Raw genomic sequence first — 16253 nt, 5'->3', positions numbered from 1 at the left:
GTGCCGCGGGGCCGGGGTCACTTGCGGCCGGGTGTCCAGTTCATGCCCCAGCCGTAGGCCCGGTCGAGGGTGCGCTGGGGGCTGACGCCGCGGTCGGGGACCAGGTAGCGGGCCTCGCGCTGGACGACGAGGTCCTTGCCGGTGTTGGTGATCAGGGCCAGGGCGCAGACGTTGGAGAGCACGGTGCACTCGTCCAGGGAGAAGTCGATGGGCGCGCCGTGCTGGGGGTGGAGGGTGACGGTGGCGTGCAGGCCGGCGAAGCTGCGGGCGCCTTCGTAGATGGTGACGAAGACCAGGATGCGGCGGAACGCACCGATGTGGTCGAGGTTGACGGTGAGGTTCTCGCCGGTCTCCACGGCGCCGGTGCGGTCGTCGCCGTCGAGGTGGATGTAGGGCGGCTGGTGGAGCGCTCCGAAGGAGTTGCCCAGCGCCTGCACCACGCCCTTGCTGCCGTCGCTGAGCTCGAAGAGGGCTCCCAGGTCGAGGTCCAGGTCGCTGTGCACGGCCATGGCCTTGCCGAGCCTGCGGCCCCAGCCCTTGAACTGCTTGTTGACCTGCCAGTTGAGGTTGACGCGCATCGTGCCGGAGGTGCCGCCCTGCTTGGCCAGGGAGACGGCCGGGGTCTCCTTGGTGAGCGTGACCTTGGTGAGCCGTACGGGCGCGGGCGAGGCGGCGGGCGCGGGAGTGCGCGTGGGCGCCGGAGCGGGTGGGGCCACGGGAGCGGCCGCGGGGGCGGGAGCGGCCGCGGGCGCGGGGCCCGGGTCGTCGATGGTGATGCCGAAGTCGGTGGCGAGGCCCGCGAGGCCGCTGCTGTAGCCCTGGCCCACGGCGCGGAACTTCCACTCGCCCTGGCGCCGGTAGAGCTCCCCCAGGACGAGGGCCGTCTCGACGGTGGCGTCCTGGCTGTCGAACCGGGCCAGCTCCGCCCCGCCCGCCGCGTCCAGGACGCGGATGTGGAGCCCGGGCACCCGGGCGAAGCTGCCGCCGTCGGCGGAGGCCGCGAGGACCACCCGCTCCACCTCGGGCTCGACCGCGCCGAGGTCGACGGTGAGGGTGTCGGCCACGGCGTCGCCGGCGGGGCGCCTGCCCTCGTGCCGCACGGCGCCGGAGGCGTGGCGGGGCTGGTTGTAGAAGACGAAGTCGGCGTCGGAGCGGACCCTGCCTCCCGTCAGCAGCAGCGCCGAAGCGTCGACATCGGGCACTCCCGGGCCGGTGCCCCGGCCCAATTCGATCCGTACCACCTGCGCAGGAATCCTGACATTGGCGCCTTTGAGCATCCCCATGCTGCACCCCTCCCGAGGCCGGTCTTTACATGATCCCAACGTACCTTGGCGACCGATTTTCCCGGGTTCGATCGCTTTGGCGATCCGCAGCCCCTCCGAGCACCGCAATCAACCCCCATACCGCCCTCCCCAACCGGCACACCATGGGCTTAACTTATGGGCTATGACCTCCCCCCGCAGCACCTACGGCGGCGGCTACTACGCCTCCTCGTCTTTTCCGGACACCCCCATCTACGACAGCCTCGTCGCCGAGCGCGGTACGCCGCAGATCGCGCCGATCCAGGTGTCCTCCCCGTACGACTTCCGGAGCGGCAGCAACCTGCCCGCGCTGCCGGCCCTGCCCTCCGGCCCGTCCTCCCACCCGGGCCCGCAGGCCCCGCAGGGCGGCTACGCCCCGCAGGCGCCGCAGTACGGCGGCGGCAACCCCGCCCCGGCGCAGCCCGGGGGACTGCAGCAGGCGCCCGCGCCGTACATCCCGCAGCAGGCCGGGGCGCAGCGCGGCTACACCGGCCCGCAGCAGTACCAGCAGCAGCAGCGCCCCGCGGCGTCCCCGAACCCGGGGGGCTTCGACGCCATGCGGCCGGTCGCGCCCCGCCCGGCCGGAGCGCAGTACGAGGAGCCGCACAACGGTCGCGCCTGGCCGGACCAGGGCGGTTACTGACCGTCGCCCGCCGGGAGCCCGCCGTCGCGGCGGGTCCGGCGGCTCCGGCCGCCCAACTGTCATATCCGGCTGGCAAAATGACCGCATGTCCGAGCCTGAGCCTGTACTGACAGCGATCCGCTTCTATCCGGTCAAGTCGATGGCGGGGTGCGCGCCCGGCGAGGCGGCCGTGGAGCCGTGGGGGCTCGCCGGGGACCGGCGATGGACGGTCGTCGGACCGGACGGCCGGATCATCACCCAACGGCAGGAGCCGAGGCTGGCATTGGCCTCGGCCGAGCTCCTGCCGGGCGGCGGGGTCCGGATGAGCGCCCCGGGGGCCGGCCCGATCGAGGTGGCCGTGCCCGGCTCGGCGGACCGGGTGGGCACGATCGTCGCGGAGGTCTTCAAGAACAAGGTGGAGGCGGTGCCCGCCGGCGCCGCCGCCGACGCGTGGCTGAGCGCCTTCCTGGGGGTCGAGGCCCGCCTCGCGTACATGGACGACCCGGCCCGGCGACGCCCGGTCGATCCCGATTACTCCCGCCCTGGCGACACGGTCACGTTCGCCGACGGCTTTCCTCTGCTGGTGACCACGACCGCCTCGCTCGAGGCGCTCAATTCCCTGATAGCCGCGGGCGACCACGCCGCCGAGGGCCCACTGTCCATGGACCGCTTCCGGCCCAACCTGGTCGTCGGGAACACCGCGCCCCGGGCCGAGGACGGCTGGCGGCGGGTGCGCGTCGGGGAGGTGGTCTTCCGGGCCGTCAAGCCCTGCGGCCGCTGCGTGGTCACCACGGTCGACCAGCGCACCGCCGAGCGGGGCAAGGAGCCGCTGCGCACCCTCGCACGGCACCACCGCGTCGACGGCAGCCTGGTGTTCGGCAGGAACCTCATCCCGGAGCACACCGGAGTGGTGCACGTCGGGGATTCCGTGGAAGTACTGGAATGATTCCGCCCTTGTCCCGACCTGTCCCTTCTTGTCGCGGCTGTCGTCAACGTGCCGCCACTGCCGGCCTCCGCGGGGGGTGATTTTGGTCTCCGCTCCCCCTTCCTCCGCATGCGCCGCGCCCCGTGAGGTATCTACGGACGGGTAAGGGGGTGAGCACTGTGCGTGCGAAGGCGTTCGTCTGGCGCTGGCGGCGCAACCCGCTGCGCCGTCGCAGCGATGTCCTGGAGGCGTGGGCAGGGGTGGCCGCCGTGGTGCTGGTCCTCATGATGGGCCCGGTCGCCGGCTGGGTGACGGGTACGGCCGCCCATCAGGCGCTGCGCGCGACCGTCCGCGAGCAGCACCTGCACCGGCATCTGGTGACCGCGACGGCCGTGCGGGCCGTACCGGCGGCGGACGACGCCGGCCTGGAGGCCCGCGCCGGGCGCGAGGGGTACCACCACGTCGTGGCCCGCTGGCCGGGTCCGGACGGCCGGGAGCGCACGGGCACGGTGGGCGCCCGTCAGACCGCCGTTCCCGGCAAGAGGTTCCCGCTGTGGACCGACGACCTCGGCCGCGTCGCGGCGCGCCCCCTGGACGACGCGACGGCCACCGTCCACGCCGTGCTCGCCGGCGCCGGCGCGGCCGCCGCGACAGCCGCCCTGGTGGAGGGACTGCGCCGGCTGGTCCTCTGGCGCCTCGCCCGGCGGCGGTTCGCCCAGTGGGACCGGGCGTGGGAGCGGGCCGGCCACACCTGGGGCCGTGCGGACGCGGGAAGTTGACAACGGTCCGAGCGGCCGACCCCCGTGCCCCGCGCGCGCTACGGTGGTGCCGCCGGTACGCGTCCTTCCCGGACGCACACACACTCGAGGCGGGGGCACAGCAGCGCCATGGCACAGGGCTCGGTGGTCCAGGTGACGCACGCCGGCACGGCGCGCTGGCGGCGGCGCACGGGAGAGTACGACTCCCTCGCCTCGGCGCTCGAAGCGGCGGGCGACGGGGACGTGCTGTCCGTGGCGCCGGGCACCTACCGCGAGAACGTGATCGTCGCCCGGGCCGTCATCCTGCGGGGCAGCGAGGGGTCGCGCGGCGCGGTGCGCATCGCCCCCACCGAGGGCGTCGCCGTGACCGTACGGGCCTCCGCGACGCTCGGGGACCTGCTGATCGAGGGCCATGACGCGGCCGAGCCCGCCCTTCTGGTGGAGGGCGGGGCGCCGGAGCTGACGGACGTGCGGGTGGTGACGCGGTCGGCGGTCGGCATCGAGGTGCGCGGCGGGGCGCGGCCGACCGTACGCCGCTGCCTGGTCGACAACCCCTCGGGCGTCGGCATCAGCGTGCTGGACGGCTCCGGCGGCGTCTTCGAGGACTGCGAGGTGGTGGCCGCGGGACAGTCCGGCGTCGCCGTGAGCGGCGGGGCCGAGCCGCGCCTGGAGCGCTGCCGGGTCCACCACTCCCGGGGGGCGGGGCTGTCGCTGACGGGCGAGGGCAGCGCCCTGGAGGCGGTGGGCTGCGAGGTCTACGAGATCAAGGGCACCGGTGTGCAGGTCGCGGCGCGCGCCGCGGGGCGCCTGACGGACTGCCGGGTGCACCGCACCTCCGCCGACGGCGTGACGCTGGACACCGGCGCGGTGCTGGCCCTGGCCGACTGCGACATCCACGACGTTCCGGAGAACGCCGTGGACCTGCGCTCGCGTTCGGTGCTGACGATGACCCGCTCGACCGTGCGCCGCTTCGGCCGCAACGGCCTGTCGGTGTGGGATCCGGGCACGCGGGTCGAGGCGGAGCAGTGCGAGATCCACGACAGCACCGGCGACTATCCGGCGGTGTGGGTCAGCGACGGGGCCGAGGCCCGCCTCGCCTCCTGCCGGGTGCACGACGTGCCGGACGCACTGTTCGTGCTGGACCGCGGCTCCGGCGCGGACGTCACCGACAGCGACCTGACGCGGGTGCGGGGCACCGCCGTGTCGGTGAGTGGCGGCGCGACCGCCCACCTGACGGACTCCCGGATCCGGGAGGCGACCACGGGCGCCTGGTTCCGCGGCCACGGCAGCGGCGGCACGCTGGCCGGCTGCACCATCGACGCGACGTCCACCGGCGTCATCGTCACCAAGGGCGCCGACCCCCGCGTCGAGCGCTGCACGGTGACCTCGCCGGCCGAGGCGGGCTTCTACGTCTCGGCGGAGGGCCGGGGCACGTTCGACGACTGCCGGGTGACGGGCAGCGGCGGCTACGGCTTCCACGTCATCGACGGCTGCCGCGCGACGCTGACCGCCTGTCACACCGAGCGGTGCGCGCGCGGGGGCTACGAATTCGCGGAGGACGGGCCCGTCAGCGAGCGCTGTACGAGCGACGACGGAGCGGGCCGGGGCGCCGGCGCCGGCCGGGCGACCGCTGTCGCGACGGCCGTCCGGCCGGCGCCTGCCCCGCCCGCACCGCGCTCCCCCGCCCCTGCGGCATCGGCGGACGGGCAGCCCGCCGGGGAGCGTTCGCCGGCGGCGGCGCTGGGAGCGCTGGACGCCCTGGTGGGCCTGGACAGCGTCAAACGCGAGGTCCGCGCCCTGACCGACATGATCGAGGTGGGGCGGCGGCGGCGACAGGCGGGCCTCAAGGCCGCGTCCGTCCGCCGTCACCTGGTCTTCACCGGCTCCCCCGGCACGGGCAAGACCACCGTCGCCCGTCTCTACGGCGAGATCCTGGCCAACCTCGGGGTGCTGGAGCGCGGGCACCTGGTGGAGGTGTCGCGGGTGGACCTGGTGGGCGAGCACATCGGTTCCACCGCCATCCGTACGCAGGAGGCCTTCGACCGGGCCCGCGGCGGCGTGCTCTTCATCGACGAGGCGTACGCCCTGGCACCGGAGGACTCCGGGCGGGACTTCGGGCGGGAGGCCATCGACACGCTGGTGAAGCTGATGGAGGACCACCGCGACGAGGTGGTGGTCATCGTCGCCGGATACACCGCCGAGATGGACCGCTTCCTGACCGTCAACCCCGGGGTGGCGTCGCGCTTCTCGCGCACCATCACCTTCGGCGACTACGCCCCGCAGGAGCTGCTGCGCATCGTGCGGCAGCAGGCGGACGAGCACGAGTACCGGATCGGCGAGGGTGCGGCCGAGGCGCTGCTGCGGTATTTCACCGCCCTTCCCAAGGGCCCGGCGTTCGGCAACGGCCGTACCGCCCGGCAGACGTTCGAGGCGATGGTCGAGCGGCACGCGGGCCGGGTGGCGCAACTGGCCGCGCCCAGCACGGAGGACCTCACCCTGCTGTATCCCGAGGACCTGCCCGACCTCCCCTGACGACGCGTCGGCCGACGGGTGGAGGTGGCTGTCGAGGAGGCCGCCCGAACACCGGGAAAGCGAGCGGGTGTTGTCGTACACGCGTGGGAGGATGTGCGCGCACGACGGGCGGCGGTCGACCGGGAAGGACGGTTCGGGTGGGTGACAACCAGAATCTCCTGGCGGAGCAGCGTCGTGCCCTGATCCTCGACGAGGTCAGGCGGCGCGGCGGGGTGCGGGTCAACGAACTGACCCGGCGGCTGAACGTCTCGGACATGACGGTCCGGCGCGACCTGGACGCGCTGGCCCGGCAGGGCGTCGTGGAGAAGGTGCACGGCGGTGCGGTGCCGGTGGCGGAGGCGGAGGCGACGACGCACGAGCCCGGTTTCGAGGCCAAGTCGGCGCTGGAGCTCAGCGCCAAGGAGGACATCGCCCGGGCCGCCGCCGAGATGGCCGTGCGGGGCAGCGCCGTAGCGCTGGCGGGCGGGACGACGGCGTACGCACTGGCCCAGCGGCTGGTGGATGTCCCCGATCTGACGATCGTCACCAACTCGGTACGGGTGGCGGAGGTGTTCCACACCGCCCAGCGGGCGGCTCCCGGCACGCCGGCCCGTCCGGGCGCCGCCACCGTGGTGCTGACGGGCGGTGTGCGCACGCCCTCGGACACGCTGGTCGGTCCGGTCGCGGACGCGGCGATCCGCTCGCTCCACTTCGACGTGCTGTTCATCGGGGTGCACGGCATATCCGCCGAGGCCGGCCTGTCCACGCCCAACCTCGCCGAGGCCGAGACGAACCGGCACTTCGTGCGCTCCGCCCGGCGGGTGGTGGCCCTCGCGGACCACACCAAGTGGGGCACGGTCGGGCTGAGCTCGTTCGCCACGCTGGACGAGGTCGACGCGCTGGTGACGGACGCGGGCCTGCCCGCCACGGCCCGCGCGGAGATCGCCGAACGACTGCCGGAGCTGGTGGTGGCCGGCGCGAACCCGGGGAGCCCGGGGCGGGGCGCGGACGGGTTCCGGCCGGTCGGCTGAGCGCGGGGGCCGGGGCCTCGAGGACTCGGGGACTGTGAGCTCGGACGGGCTACGAGCTCGGACGGGCTACGGCGTCGGGTGGACCGGCGCGTCAGTCGGGCCAGCGGCCGGTCGCCAGGAAGCCGGTGATCGCCAGGGCGTAGGGCTGGATGTCCAGGCCCTGTTCGGCCAGCCAGGCGTCGGAGTAGTAGGTGTCGAGGTAGCGCTCGCCGGGGTCGCAGATGAGGGTGACGACGCTGCCCGTGCGCCCCTCGCCGACCATCTCCGCGACGATCTTCAGCGAACTCCACAGGCCGGTGCCGGTGGAGCCGCCCGCCTTGCGGCCGATGGCCTCCTCGAGCGCGCGGACGGCCGCGACGCTCGCGGCGTCGGGGACCTTCATCATCCGGTCGATCGCCCAGGGCACGAAGCTCGGTTCCATGCGCGGGCGGCCGATGCCCTCGATGCGCGAGCTCCGGTCGCTGGTCGCGGTGGGGTCGTTCTCGCGCCAGCCGTCGAAGAAGCAGGAGTTCTCCGGGTCGGCGACGCAGACGCGGGTGTCGTACTGCATGTAGCGGGTGTAGCGGGCGATGGTCGCAGAGGTGCCACCGGTGCCCGCGGTCGCGACGATCCACGCGGGCTCGGGGTGCCGCTCCCGGCGCAGCTGGCTGTACACGGACTCGGCGATGTTGTTGTTGCCGCGCCAGTCGGTGGCCCGTTCTGCGTAGGTGAACTGGTCGATGTAATGGCCTCCGGACCGCTCGGCGAGGGCGGCCGCCTCCGCGTACATCGTCCGGGGGTCGTCCACGAAGTGGCACCGTCCGCCGTGGAACTCGATCAGGCGGCACTTCTCGCGGCTGGTCGTGCGCGGCATGACGGCGACGAAGGGCACGCCGATCAGCTGGGCGAAGTAGGCCTCGGAGACGGCGGTGGAGCCGCTGGAGGCCTCGATGACGCAGGCCTCGGGGCGGATCCAGCCGTTGCACAGGCCGTAGAGGAACAGGGAGCGGGCGAGGCGGTGCTTGAGGCTGCCGGTCGGGTGGGTGGACTCGTCCTTGAGGTACAGGTCGATGCCCCATTCGGGGGGCAGCGGGAAGCGCAGCAGGTGGGTGTCGGCCGAACGGTTGGCGTCGGCCTGGACCTTGCGGATGGCCTCTTTGAGCCAGGCCCGGTAGACCGGGTCGCTGTGGTCGACGTCGACGGTCGGCACGGCCGGACCGGCCGCTCCCGTGTGCCCTGTGCTGTTCACGCGCCGCTCCTAGGGGTGTTCCGTACGGGCTCAGGCGGACCACTCGGGCGTTCCGATCATAAAGGGGCACTGGTGTCCGGGCCCGCGCACGGGCAGACTGCCCAACGGACAGCGACATCCGGCAGGAGGGGCGGTGCGCCGTGGCGGAACCGGAGTTCAGCGCGACAGGGGTACGGATCGAGCGTTCCCATCGCTCCCTGACGCGGGCCGGCCAGGTGCGGATCCGTGACGGCCGGCTGGAGCTGCTGACCAGCTACGGGCGGGAGATCGACAGCGCTCCGGTGGACTCGGTCCAGGCGGGCAAGCCGTGGTTCGCCGGCCCGGACCAGGCGCGGGCCACCGTCAACGGCCACCGCTACCGGCTCACCTTGGGCCGGCCCGAGGACCACCCGCCCGGGGGCGCGACCCGCGAGGATGAGGGCGAAGCGGTGGTCAACCGCTTTCTGGAGGTCGTGCGGTCGGCGCACGGAAGCACGGCGAAGCACTGAAGGATGCAGGAGTTGCGAAGGTGGCCGCGAGAGTCGACCCTTGACTCGTACCGGTATCACTGAGGGTTTTCGGCGGTCACGCTCGGGATCAGTTACCGCCGATCGGTCCGGTGGCCCGCGCCGCAGGACCGGAACAGGCGCGTACCGCACGACTTTCGCAACGCCATCTGCATCAGGCTAGCCCTACTTCTTCAGGGAGTCGCAGCCGTGATCAGCCGAGTGAACAAGCACTGCACCGTGGAGCTCCAGGCTCTGCCCCAACGGATCGGCCAGGTCCGCAGAATCGTATCTGCGCAGTTGCGTTACTGGCATCTCGATCCCCTCATCGACCCCGCCGCGCTCGGTGTCACCGAATTGCTCACCAACGTCCACCAGCACGCCGAACCCGACAAACGCTGCACCGTCGAGATCGAGCTCGTGATGAACCGCCTCACCGTCTCGGTGAGCGACCACGATCCCCGGCTGCCGCGCATCGCGGACGTGGACGCCGGCAGCACCCACGGCCGGGGGCTGGCGTTGGTGGCGGCGGTCAGTTCGAGCTGGGGCGTGCGCGAGCGCCACGACGGCGGGAAGGTCGTCTGGTTCACGCTGACCGTTCCCTCCCCCGGGCCCGCCGCGCCCCGCACGGCACGCGGCGACCGCAAGGCCTTCGCCTTCGACCGGCCCGCTCCCCTGTCGGCCCTGGAGGAGCCCGCGTTCGTGGGCACCCCGGCCGGCCTGCGCCGGCCCGCGCCGCGGCGGCGCCCCCGGTCCGTCGTCCCCGGCTGACCGGGGACCGGCTCCCGGCCGGCCGTCGGCGACGGGCACGCGTGCGCATGCGCGCGTACCGCTCGCGAGGGGCCCGGGCAAGTGAGCCGCGAGGTCCCGCGCGGCGTCAGGCGAGCGCCGCCAGGGGATCGTCCAGGACCGGCTGCCAGGCCGCTTCGGCGGCGCCGATGAGGCTGTTGAAGTCCAGGGTGCAGGCGAGGATCGGCACGCTCCCGCTGCGGCCCCACAGGCTGCGGTCGGCGACGACCGCGCGCAGCCGTTCGGGATCCGCCTCCAGGAGCTCGCGGTGGAGCCCTCCCAGCAGGATGCGGTCGGGGTTGAGGATGTTGACGAGCCCGGCGAGCCCGAGGCCCAGCCGGTCGACGATCAGCTCGGCGGCGGCCCGCACGGACGGGTCCGCGTACTCCGTGCGCAGCAGGTCGCGGGACTGCTGCAGCAGTGACACCTCGGGGCCGGGCGTGCGGCCGGCGGCGGTGAGGAAGGCCAGGGTGTCGGTCTCGACGTCGAGGCAGCCGCGGCTGCCGCAGTGACAGGGCAGTCCCGCGGGATTGACGGTCAGGTGACCGACCTCCAGCGCCAGGCCCGAACTGCCGCTGTGCACACGGCCGTCGAGGACGAGCGCCCCGCCCACGCCCCGGTGACCCGTGGCCACGCACAGCAGGTGCCGGGCGCCCCGGCCCGCGCCGTGGCGGTGTTCGGCGAGGGCGGCGAGGTTGACGTCGTTGCCCGCGACGCCGGGCACGGGGACGCCCGCGGGGTCGTCGATCCCGGACTTGGCCAGCGCCTCGGTGAAGAGCTCGTGGACGGGGGCGCCGGCGGGCCAGGACAGGTGCAGCGGGTTGAGGGCCGTACCGTCCGGCTCCGCGACCGCCGAGGGCACGGCGAGCCCGGCGCCCAGGCAGCGCCGGCCGCTCGAGCGCAGCAGCCCGGCACCCGCCTCGACGACGGCGTCGATGATGCGCGAGGGGTCGGCGGGCACCGTCATGCAGCCCGGCGCGGTCGCCACCACCGTGCCGCCGAGGCCGACGAGGGCCGCGCGGTAGCCGTCGGCGTGGATCTGCGCGGCGAGGACGACGGGGCCATCGGGTGCGACGGACAGCCGGTGCGAGGGCCGGCCCTGGGAACCGGCGGGGGCCGTCGGGCGCGCGTCCACCCGGATCAGTCCGAGCGCCTCCAGCTCCGCGGCCACGGCCCCGGCGGTGGCGCGGGTCACGCCGAGTTCGGCCGTCAGGACGGCGCGCGTGGGGGCGCGGCCGGTGTGCACGAGCTCCAAGGCCGGGCCGAGCGCGCCGCGGCCACGCTCCAAACGTGTTGTCCGAGTCTGGGTCACACCCCTATTCTGACTTTGTGCCGACGCTAAACAAAATACGGATGGCCCTTCTGGGGGAACGGCGACCGGCTCCCGAGGAGACCGTACTCCCCCGCCTGAGAACCGCACTGACCCTTTTCTTCGCCCTCGACGGCTTCCTCTTCGCCGGCTGGGTGGTCCGCATCCCCGCCATCAAGGAGCACACGGGCGCCTCCGCCGGCGACCTCGGGCTGGCCCTGCTCGGCGTGTCGGCGGGCGCCGTCGCCACCATGACGGTGACCGGCCGGCTGTGCCGGCGCTTCGGCAGCCACCCCATGACGGTGCTGGCCGCCGTCCTGATGTCCCTGGGCATCGCCCTGCCCGCGCTGGCCGGCTCCGCCCTCTCCCTCGGACTGGTCCTGCTCGTCTTCGGGGCCGCCTACGGCGGCATCAACGTCGCCATGAACAGCGCCGCCGTCGACCTCGTCGCCGCGCTGCGCAGGCCCGTGATGCCCAGCTTCCACGCCGCCTTCAGCGTCGGCGGGATGCTCGGCGCCGGGATCGGCGCCCTGATCGCCGGGCATCTGCCGGCCGACCGCCACCTGTTCCTGCTGGCCGCGACCGGACTCCTCGTCTCCGTCGTGGCGGGACGGGCGCTCCTCGCCCACCCAGCGCCCCGCCCCGCCCCGCGCGCCACGACCCCGGCGTCCACCGCCGCCCCGCAGGCCGGCGGGCGCGAGCGCCGGCTGGTCGCCGTCCTCGGCCTGATCGCCCTGTGCACCGCCTACGGCGAGGGGGCGCTCGCCGACTGGGGCGCGCTCCACCTCCAGCAGGACCTCTCGGCCCGGCCCGGAGTGGCGGCGATCGGCTACTCCGTCTTCGCGCTCGCCATGACGCTCGGGCGGCTGACCGGCAGCGCGCTCCTGGAACGGCTGGGCCAGACCCGGCTGCTGGTCGTCGGCGGCGCGACCGCCGCGGCGGGCATGCTGCTCGGCGCGCTGGCGCCCAGCCTCTGGGCGGCCCTCGCCGGCTTCGCCGTCACGGGCCTCGGCCTGGCCAACATCTTCCCCGTCGCGATCGGCCGGGCCGGCGAGCTGGCGGGCCCGGGCGGCGTCGCCGCCGCCTCCACGTTCGGCTACGGCGGCATGCTGCTGGGACCGCCGGCCATCGGCTTCCTCACGGACTGGTTCTCCCTGCCCGTGGCGCTGACCACGGTCGCCGCGCTCGCGGCCGTGTCGGCGCTGATCGCCCGTACGACGCGGGAGCCGGCCCGCGGGCCCGTTGTCAGTGGCCGCTGACACCATGGGGGGCATGGCGGACACGGAAGGCGGGAGCCGCGCCGGGTGGCGCTGCGCCGGGCTGCGCTGGAGCACGGCCGGCGCGGCCCCGGAGCCGGCGCTGGTGTGGCGGCATCCCGCGCGCGGGGAGCGCCTCTCGCCGCTGCCGCCCGGGCGGCCGCTCGCGTTCACCACGGGCGACGGGCGGCGCTGCGTCGGGGTGCGCAAGGGCGGGCGGCACACGCCCTGCCCGGACGCGGCCGCGGTGCCGGAGACCGCGGTCTCGGCGCAGTGCCCGCAGTGCGCCCGGCTCGACCGGTCCCATTCGGTGGCGGCCGACACCATCGCCGACGACCCCCGCCCGTACGACGCCTATCTCGCCTGGTTCGCGCCCGGTCTGACCAAGGTCGGCATCACCGCCGCCGAGCGGAACGGCGCGCGCCTGCTCGAGCAGGCCGCGCTCTCCTACGCCCTGCTCGGCCGCGGCCCCCTGATGGCGGCCCGCCGGGCCGAGGCGGTGCTGGGCGCCGCGCTCGCGGTGCCGGACCGCTTCCCCTACGCGGCCAAGCGCGCCGCCCGCCATCCGGCGGCCCCGCCGGCGGACCGCGCGGCCGAGCTGGCGGAGCTGCACGAGCGGGCGCTGGGGCTCGCGGGGCTCCCCGAGTCCCTGGCGGTACGGGACTTCGCGCCGGTCCATCACGACGCGGCGTTCCACCTCGACCGCGTCCGCTCGGTTTTCGGCGTCGTCGGGTTGGCCCCGGGCCGCACGGTGGCGGGCCGGGTGGCGGCTGTGGCCGGGCCCGATGTGTACGTGGACACGCCGGAGGGTCAGCTGCTGCTGGACGCCCGTCGGCTGGCGGGGTGGGTTCTCACGGCGGCGGCGCCGGACGCGACGACGACGGCGCCTGTACGGGCGGCCGTGCGGGCGGCCGTGCGGCCGGCCGAGCCGGACGCGCTCTTCTGACGTCCGGTGGTCTTCGGGGGTTGGTGCGTCGTGGGGCGGGGGCGGGGAGGGAAGGGCCCTTCTGGGGCTGGATTATTTACGGCGACTCCTGCCAACCGAGGGGGTTGGCCCGAAATTCGCCGCAAATAACCCTTACGCCCCTGCCAGGGCCCTTCCCTCCCCGCCCCCTCCCGTCCGTCCGGCGACCGCCCGACCCGTCCGGATGGGGGCGAGGGTGGCTCAGCCCCGGTCCATCGCCGACAGGGTCCGCCGTGCCAGCGGGTGGGTCCGGACGATCTCGGCGAGCGTGGTCGTGCCGCGCACGACGCGTGCGAACGCGTTCCATGCCGGGCGGAAGCCGGTGAGGGCGGCGTGGATGAGGCCCGGACGGCGCTCGAAGAGGGTGAGCATGCGGCGGCCGACGCCCATCTCCACGCCCAGGCCGGCCTTGATGGCGAAGGCGTAGTTCAGCGCCTGGCGGCGGGCGTCGACGGCGTCCTGCGCCTCGGCGATGCGCACGGCCCACTCCCCCGCGAGCCGGCCCGAGCGCAGGGCGAAGGAGATGCCCTCGCGCGTCCACGGCTCCAGCAGCCCGGCCGCGTCGCCGCACACGATGACCCGGCCGCGCGAGAGCGGCGAGTCGTCGGTCCGGCAGCGGGTCAGGTGGCCCGAGGAGATGCTGGGCTCGAAGCCCGCCAGCCCCAGCCGGGCGACGAAGTCCTCCAGATAGCGCTTGGTGCCCGCGCCCTCGCCGCGCGCCGAGATCACGCCGACGGTCAGGGTGTCGCCCTTGGGGAAGACCCATCCGTAACTGCCCGGAATCGGGCCCCAGTCGATGTGCACCCGGCCGGCCCAGTCCTCGGCGACCGTCGCCGGCACCGGAATCTCGACCTCCAGGCCGAGGTCCACCTGCTCGAGCTTCACCCCGACGTGTGCCCCTATGCGCCCGGCGCTGCCGTCCGCGCCCACGACCGCGCGGGCGTGGAGGGTCTCGCCGTCGGAGAGGACGACGGCCACGGTGCGCCGGTCGGGCACGGCCGGGCCGTGCTGCTCGACCTTGGAGACGGCCACGCCCGTGCGCACCTCGGCGCCCGCCTCCTTGGCGGACTCGACGAGGGCGGCGTCGAACTCCGGCCGGTTGATGAGCCCGAAGAGCATCCCCTTCGAGCGGCGGGTGCGCGTCAGCTTGCCGTCGAGCGAGAAGGTGACGGCGTGCACGCGGTCCCGCAGCGGCAGTTGGAAACCGGGCGGCAGCGCGTCCCGCGAGGGGCCGATGATGCCGCCGCCGCAGGTCTTGTAGCGCGGGAGCTCGGCCTTCTCCAGGAGCAGCACCCGGCGGCCCGCGGCCGCCGCGGCACGGGCGGCCGACGCCCCCGCGGGCCCGGCGCCCACCACCACGACGTCCCACACCGGCTCGCTCGCCGCCGTGCCGTCCGAGCCCGCTTCCCGGGCTGCGTTGTCGCTGCTCACCTGTGCTTCTACTCCCGTTTGATCACCGGCTACGACTACCGTGCGCATCCTACGGCCCACCGTCCGGCGGCCCGTTCGGGGGAAGGCCCCCGGGGACGCGCGCACCGGCCATGGGAGGATCGGTGCGCAATCGCCCGTATGTGCGGACACCACGTCTGTACGGACACAACGTCGCGCCCCCAAGGAGCGTTCCATGGACACGTCCTCGAGCCGCCTGCCCGATCCGGCCGCGCTCGCGACGACTGTCGCCTCCCTGCAGTCCCGCGCCCGGACCGAGCTGGCCGAACTGGTCGCCTTCAAGTCCGTCGCCGACGAGGCGCAGTTCCCCAAGAGCGAGTGCGAGGGGGCCGCGAAGTGGGTGGCCGACGCGCTGCGCGCGGAGGGCTTCGAGGACGTCGCCCTGCTCGACACCCCGGACGGCACGCAGTCGGTCTACGGCTTCCTGCCCGGCCCGGCGGACGCCCCGACCGTGCTGCTGTACGCCCACTACGACGTGCAGCCCACGCTCGACGAGGCCGCGTGGATCTCCCCGCCCTTCGAGCTGACCGAGCGCGACGGGCGCTGGTACGGCCGCGGCGCCGCCGACTGCAAGGGCGGCGTGATCATGCACCTGAACGCGCTGCGCGCGCTGAAGGCCCACGGCGGCGTCCCGGTCGGCGTCAAGGTCATCGTCGAGGGCTCCGAGGAGCAGGGCACCGGCGGCCTCCAGCGGTACGCCGAGGCCCACCCGGAGCTGCTGACCGCCGACGCCATCGTCATCGGCGACGCGGGCAACTTCCGCGTCGGCCTGCCCACGGTCACCGCGACGCTGCGCGGCATGACCCTCGTCCGCGTCCAGGTGGACACGCTCGAGGGCAACCTGCACTCGGGCCAGTTCGGCGGCGCGGCCCCCGACGCCCTCGCGGCCCTGATCCGCGCGCTGGACTCGCTGCGCGCCGAGGACGGCTCGACGACGGTGGACGGGCTGGCGGCGGACGAGAGCTGGAGCGGTCTGCAGTACCCCGAGGAGCACTTCCGCGAGGACGCCAAGGTCCTCGACGGCGTGGAGCTGATCGGCTCGGGCACCGTGGCCGACCGCCTCTGGGCGCGCCCGGCGGTCACCGTCCTGGGCATCGACTGCCCGCCGGTGGTCGGCGCCACCCCGTCCGTCCACGCGAGCGCGCGGGCGCTGATCAGCCTGCGCGTACCGCCGGGCCAGGACGTGCCGCAGGCCACGCGGCTGCTCGTGGCGCACCTGGAGAAGCACGTGCCGTGGGGCGCGCGGATCGCGCTGGAGCAGGTGGGCCAGGGCCAGGCCTTCCAGGCGGACACCGCCAGCCCGGCGTACGCGTCGATGGCGGAGGCCATGCGCGTCGCGTACCCCGGCGAGGAGATGCAGACGGCGGGCATGGGCGGCTCGATCCCGCTGTGCAACACCCTCTCCACGCTCTACCCGGACACGGAGATCCTCCTGATCGGCCTGAGCGAGCCGGAGGCGAAGATCCACGCGGTCAACGAGAGCGTGAGCCCGCAGGAGCTGGAGCGCCTCACGCTCGCCGAGGCCCTGTTCCTGACGAACTACGCCGAGAGCAAGCGCGGCTAGACGGGCGCGCCGCACCCGGGAACGAACGGGAGGGGGCGGGTGCGGGCCGGGAAGGGAACCT

At 74.4% G+C, this 16253-nt stretch carries 14 protein-coding genes; 10 read left to right on the top strand and 4 right to left on the bottom strand.

All coding sequences use genetic code 11. The features are described from left to right. Positions 1-17: 17 nt before the first annotated feature. On the bottom strand, positions 18-1283 hold the full coding sequence (locus AB4K12_RS00515; RefSeq protein ID WP_368432213.1) for a TerD family protein: 1266 nt from the start codon (positions 1281-1283) through the stop codon (positions 18-20). Between the two features lie 163 nt (positions 1284-1446). Between AB4K12_RS00515 and AB4K12_RS00510 the strand changes: the two genes are divergently transcribed. The 5 genes from AB4K12_RS00510 to AB4K12_RS00490 all read left to right on the top strand — a co-directional run bounded on the left by AB4K12_RS00510 (position 1447) and on the right by AB4K12_RS00490 (position 7148). Continuing rightward, positions 1447-1944 carry a DUF6643 family protein gene (locus tag AB4K12_RS00510; RefSeq protein ID WP_368432212.1) on the top strand — a complete coding sequence of 166 codons (498 nt, stop codon included), beginning with the start codon at positions 1447-1449 and terminating at the stop codon, positions 1942-1944. A gap of 85 nt (positions 1945-2029) precedes the next feature. Then, positions 2030-2869 (top strand): MOSC domain-containing protein, encoded by an 840-nt coding sequence (locus AB4K12_RS00505; RefSeq protein WP_368432211.1) that lies wholly within the window; start codon positions 2030-2032, stop codon positions 2867-2869. 149 nt (positions 2870-3018) lie between these two features. Next, positions 3019-3627 carry a hypothetical protein gene (locus AB4K12_RS00500; protein ID WP_368432210.1) on the top strand — a complete coding sequence of 203 codons (609 nt, stop codon included), beginning with the start codon at positions 3019-3021 and terminating at the stop codon, positions 3625-3627. 108 nt (positions 3628-3735) lie between these two features. Beyond that, entirely contained in the window at positions 3736-6138 is a 2403-nt protein-coding gene (locus AB4K12_RS00495; protein ID WP_368432209.1) for a right-handed parallel beta-helix repeat-containing protein, read from the top strand. A gap of 137 nt (positions 6139-6275) precedes the next feature. Next, a complete protein-coding gene (locus AB4K12_RS00490) occupies positions 6276-7148 on the top strand; it encodes a DeoR/GlpR family DNA-binding transcription regulator (protein WP_368432208.1) in 873 nt (290 codons plus the stop codon). 91 nt (positions 7149-7239) lie between these two features. Here AB4K12_RS00490 and AB4K12_RS00485 read toward each other — a convergent pair whose 3' ends face one another. After that, the gene (locus AB4K12_RS00485; protein ID WP_368432207.1) at positions 7240-8376 is read right to left on the bottom strand and encodes a PLP-dependent cysteine synthase family protein; all 1137 of its coding nucleotides are present in this window, start codon (positions 8374-8376) and stop codon (positions 7240-7242) included. A 140-nt stretch (positions 8377-8516) separates the two neighbouring features. On the opposite strand from AB4K12_RS00485, the gene AB4K12_RS00480 reads away from it, so the two are divergent. Both AB4K12_RS00480 and AB4K12_RS00475 read left to right on the top strand, forming a co-directional pair. Continuing rightward, complete coding sequence (locus AB4K12_RS00480) at positions 8517-8864, top strand: hypothetical protein (protein WP_086570296.1); 348 nt, start codon at positions 8517-8519, stop codon at positions 8862-8864. 207 nt (positions 8865-9071) lie between these two features. Continuing rightward, entirely contained in the window at positions 9072-9632 is a 561-nt protein-coding gene (locus tag AB4K12_RS00475; protein WP_368432206.1) for an ATP-binding protein, read from the top strand. A gap of 106 nt (positions 9633-9738) precedes the next feature. Here AB4K12_RS00475 and AB4K12_RS00470 read toward each other — a convergent pair whose 3' ends face one another. After that, a complete protein-coding gene (locus AB4K12_RS00470; RefSeq protein ID WP_368432205.1) occupies positions 9739-10962 on the bottom strand; it encodes an ROK family protein in 1224 nt (407 codons plus the stop codon). Positions 10963-11003: 41 nt separating this feature from the next. On the opposite strand from AB4K12_RS00470, the gene AB4K12_RS00465 reads away from it, so the two are divergent. Together AB4K12_RS00465 and AB4K12_RS00460 are read left to right on the top strand one after the other, a co-directional pair. After that, positions 11004-12218 (top strand): MFS transporter, encoded by a 1215-nt coding sequence (locus tag AB4K12_RS00465; RefSeq protein ID WP_368432204.1) that lies wholly within the window; start codon positions 11004-11006, stop codon positions 12216-12218. A 13-nt stretch (positions 12219-12231) separates the two neighbouring features. After that, positions 12232-13161 (top strand): DUF2797 domain-containing protein, encoded by a 930-nt coding sequence (locus tag AB4K12_RS00460; protein ID WP_368432203.1) that lies wholly within the window; start codon positions 12232-12234, stop codon positions 13159-13161. Between the two features lie 219 nt (positions 13162-13380). Here AB4K12_RS00460 and AB4K12_RS00455 read toward each other — a convergent pair whose 3' ends face one another. Then, on the bottom strand, positions 13381-14610 hold the full coding sequence (locus AB4K12_RS00455; protein WP_368432202.1) for a geranylgeranyl reductase family protein: 1230 nt from the start codon (positions 14608-14610) through the stop codon (positions 13381-13383). A 193-nt stretch (positions 14611-14803) separates the two neighbouring features. Here AB4K12_RS00455 and AB4K12_RS00450 point away from each other — a divergent pair, with 193 nt between their 5' ends. Beyond that, complete coding sequence (locus AB4K12_RS00450) at positions 14804-16192, top strand: dipeptidase (RefSeq protein ID WP_368432201.1); 1389 nt, start codon at positions 14804-14806, stop codon at positions 16190-16192. Positions 16193-16253: the final 61 nt, after the last annotated feature.

Source organism: Streptomyces sp. C36 (assembly GCF_040932295.1).
GTDB classification, from domain to species: Bacteria; Actinomycetota; Actinomycetes; order Streptomycetales; family Streptomycetaceae; genus Streptomyces; species Streptomyces triculaminicus.
This window is presented reverse-complemented; position numbering and strand designations above follow the sequence as displayed.

What these genes read in the sequence shown, in the direction of transcription:
- AB4K12_RS00465 (WP_368432204.1), top strand. Translation starts at nt 11,004, where the DNA reads ATGGCCCTTCTGGGGGAACGGCGACCGGCTCCCGAGGAGACCGTACTC.
- AB4K12_RS00510 (WP_368432212.1), top strand. Translation starts at nt 1,447, where the DNA reads ATGACCTCCCCCCGCAGCACCTACGGCGGCGGCTACTACGCCTCCTCG.
- AB4K12_RS00505 (WP_368432211.1), top strand. Translation starts at nt 2,030, where the DNA reads ATGTCCGAGCCTGAGCCTGTACTGACAGCGATCCGCTTCTATCCGGTC.
- AB4K12_RS00460 (WP_368432203.1), top strand. Translation starts at nt 12,232, where the DNA reads ATGGCGGACACGGAAGGCGGGAGCCGCGCCGGGTGGCGCTGCGCCGGG.
- AB4K12_RS00495 (WP_368432209.1), top strand. Translation starts at nt 3,736, where the DNA reads ATGGCACAGGGCTCGGTGGTCCAGGTGACGCACGCCGGCACGGCGCGC.
- AB4K12_RS00450 (WP_368432201.1), top strand. Translation starts at nt 14,804, where the DNA reads ATGGACACGTCCTCGAGCCGCCTGCCCGATCCGGCCGCGCTCGCGACG.
- AB4K12_RS00515 (WP_368432213.1), bottom strand. Translation starts at nt 1,283, where the DNA reads ATGGGGATGCTCAAAGGCGCCAATGTCAGGATTCCTGCGCAGGTGGTA.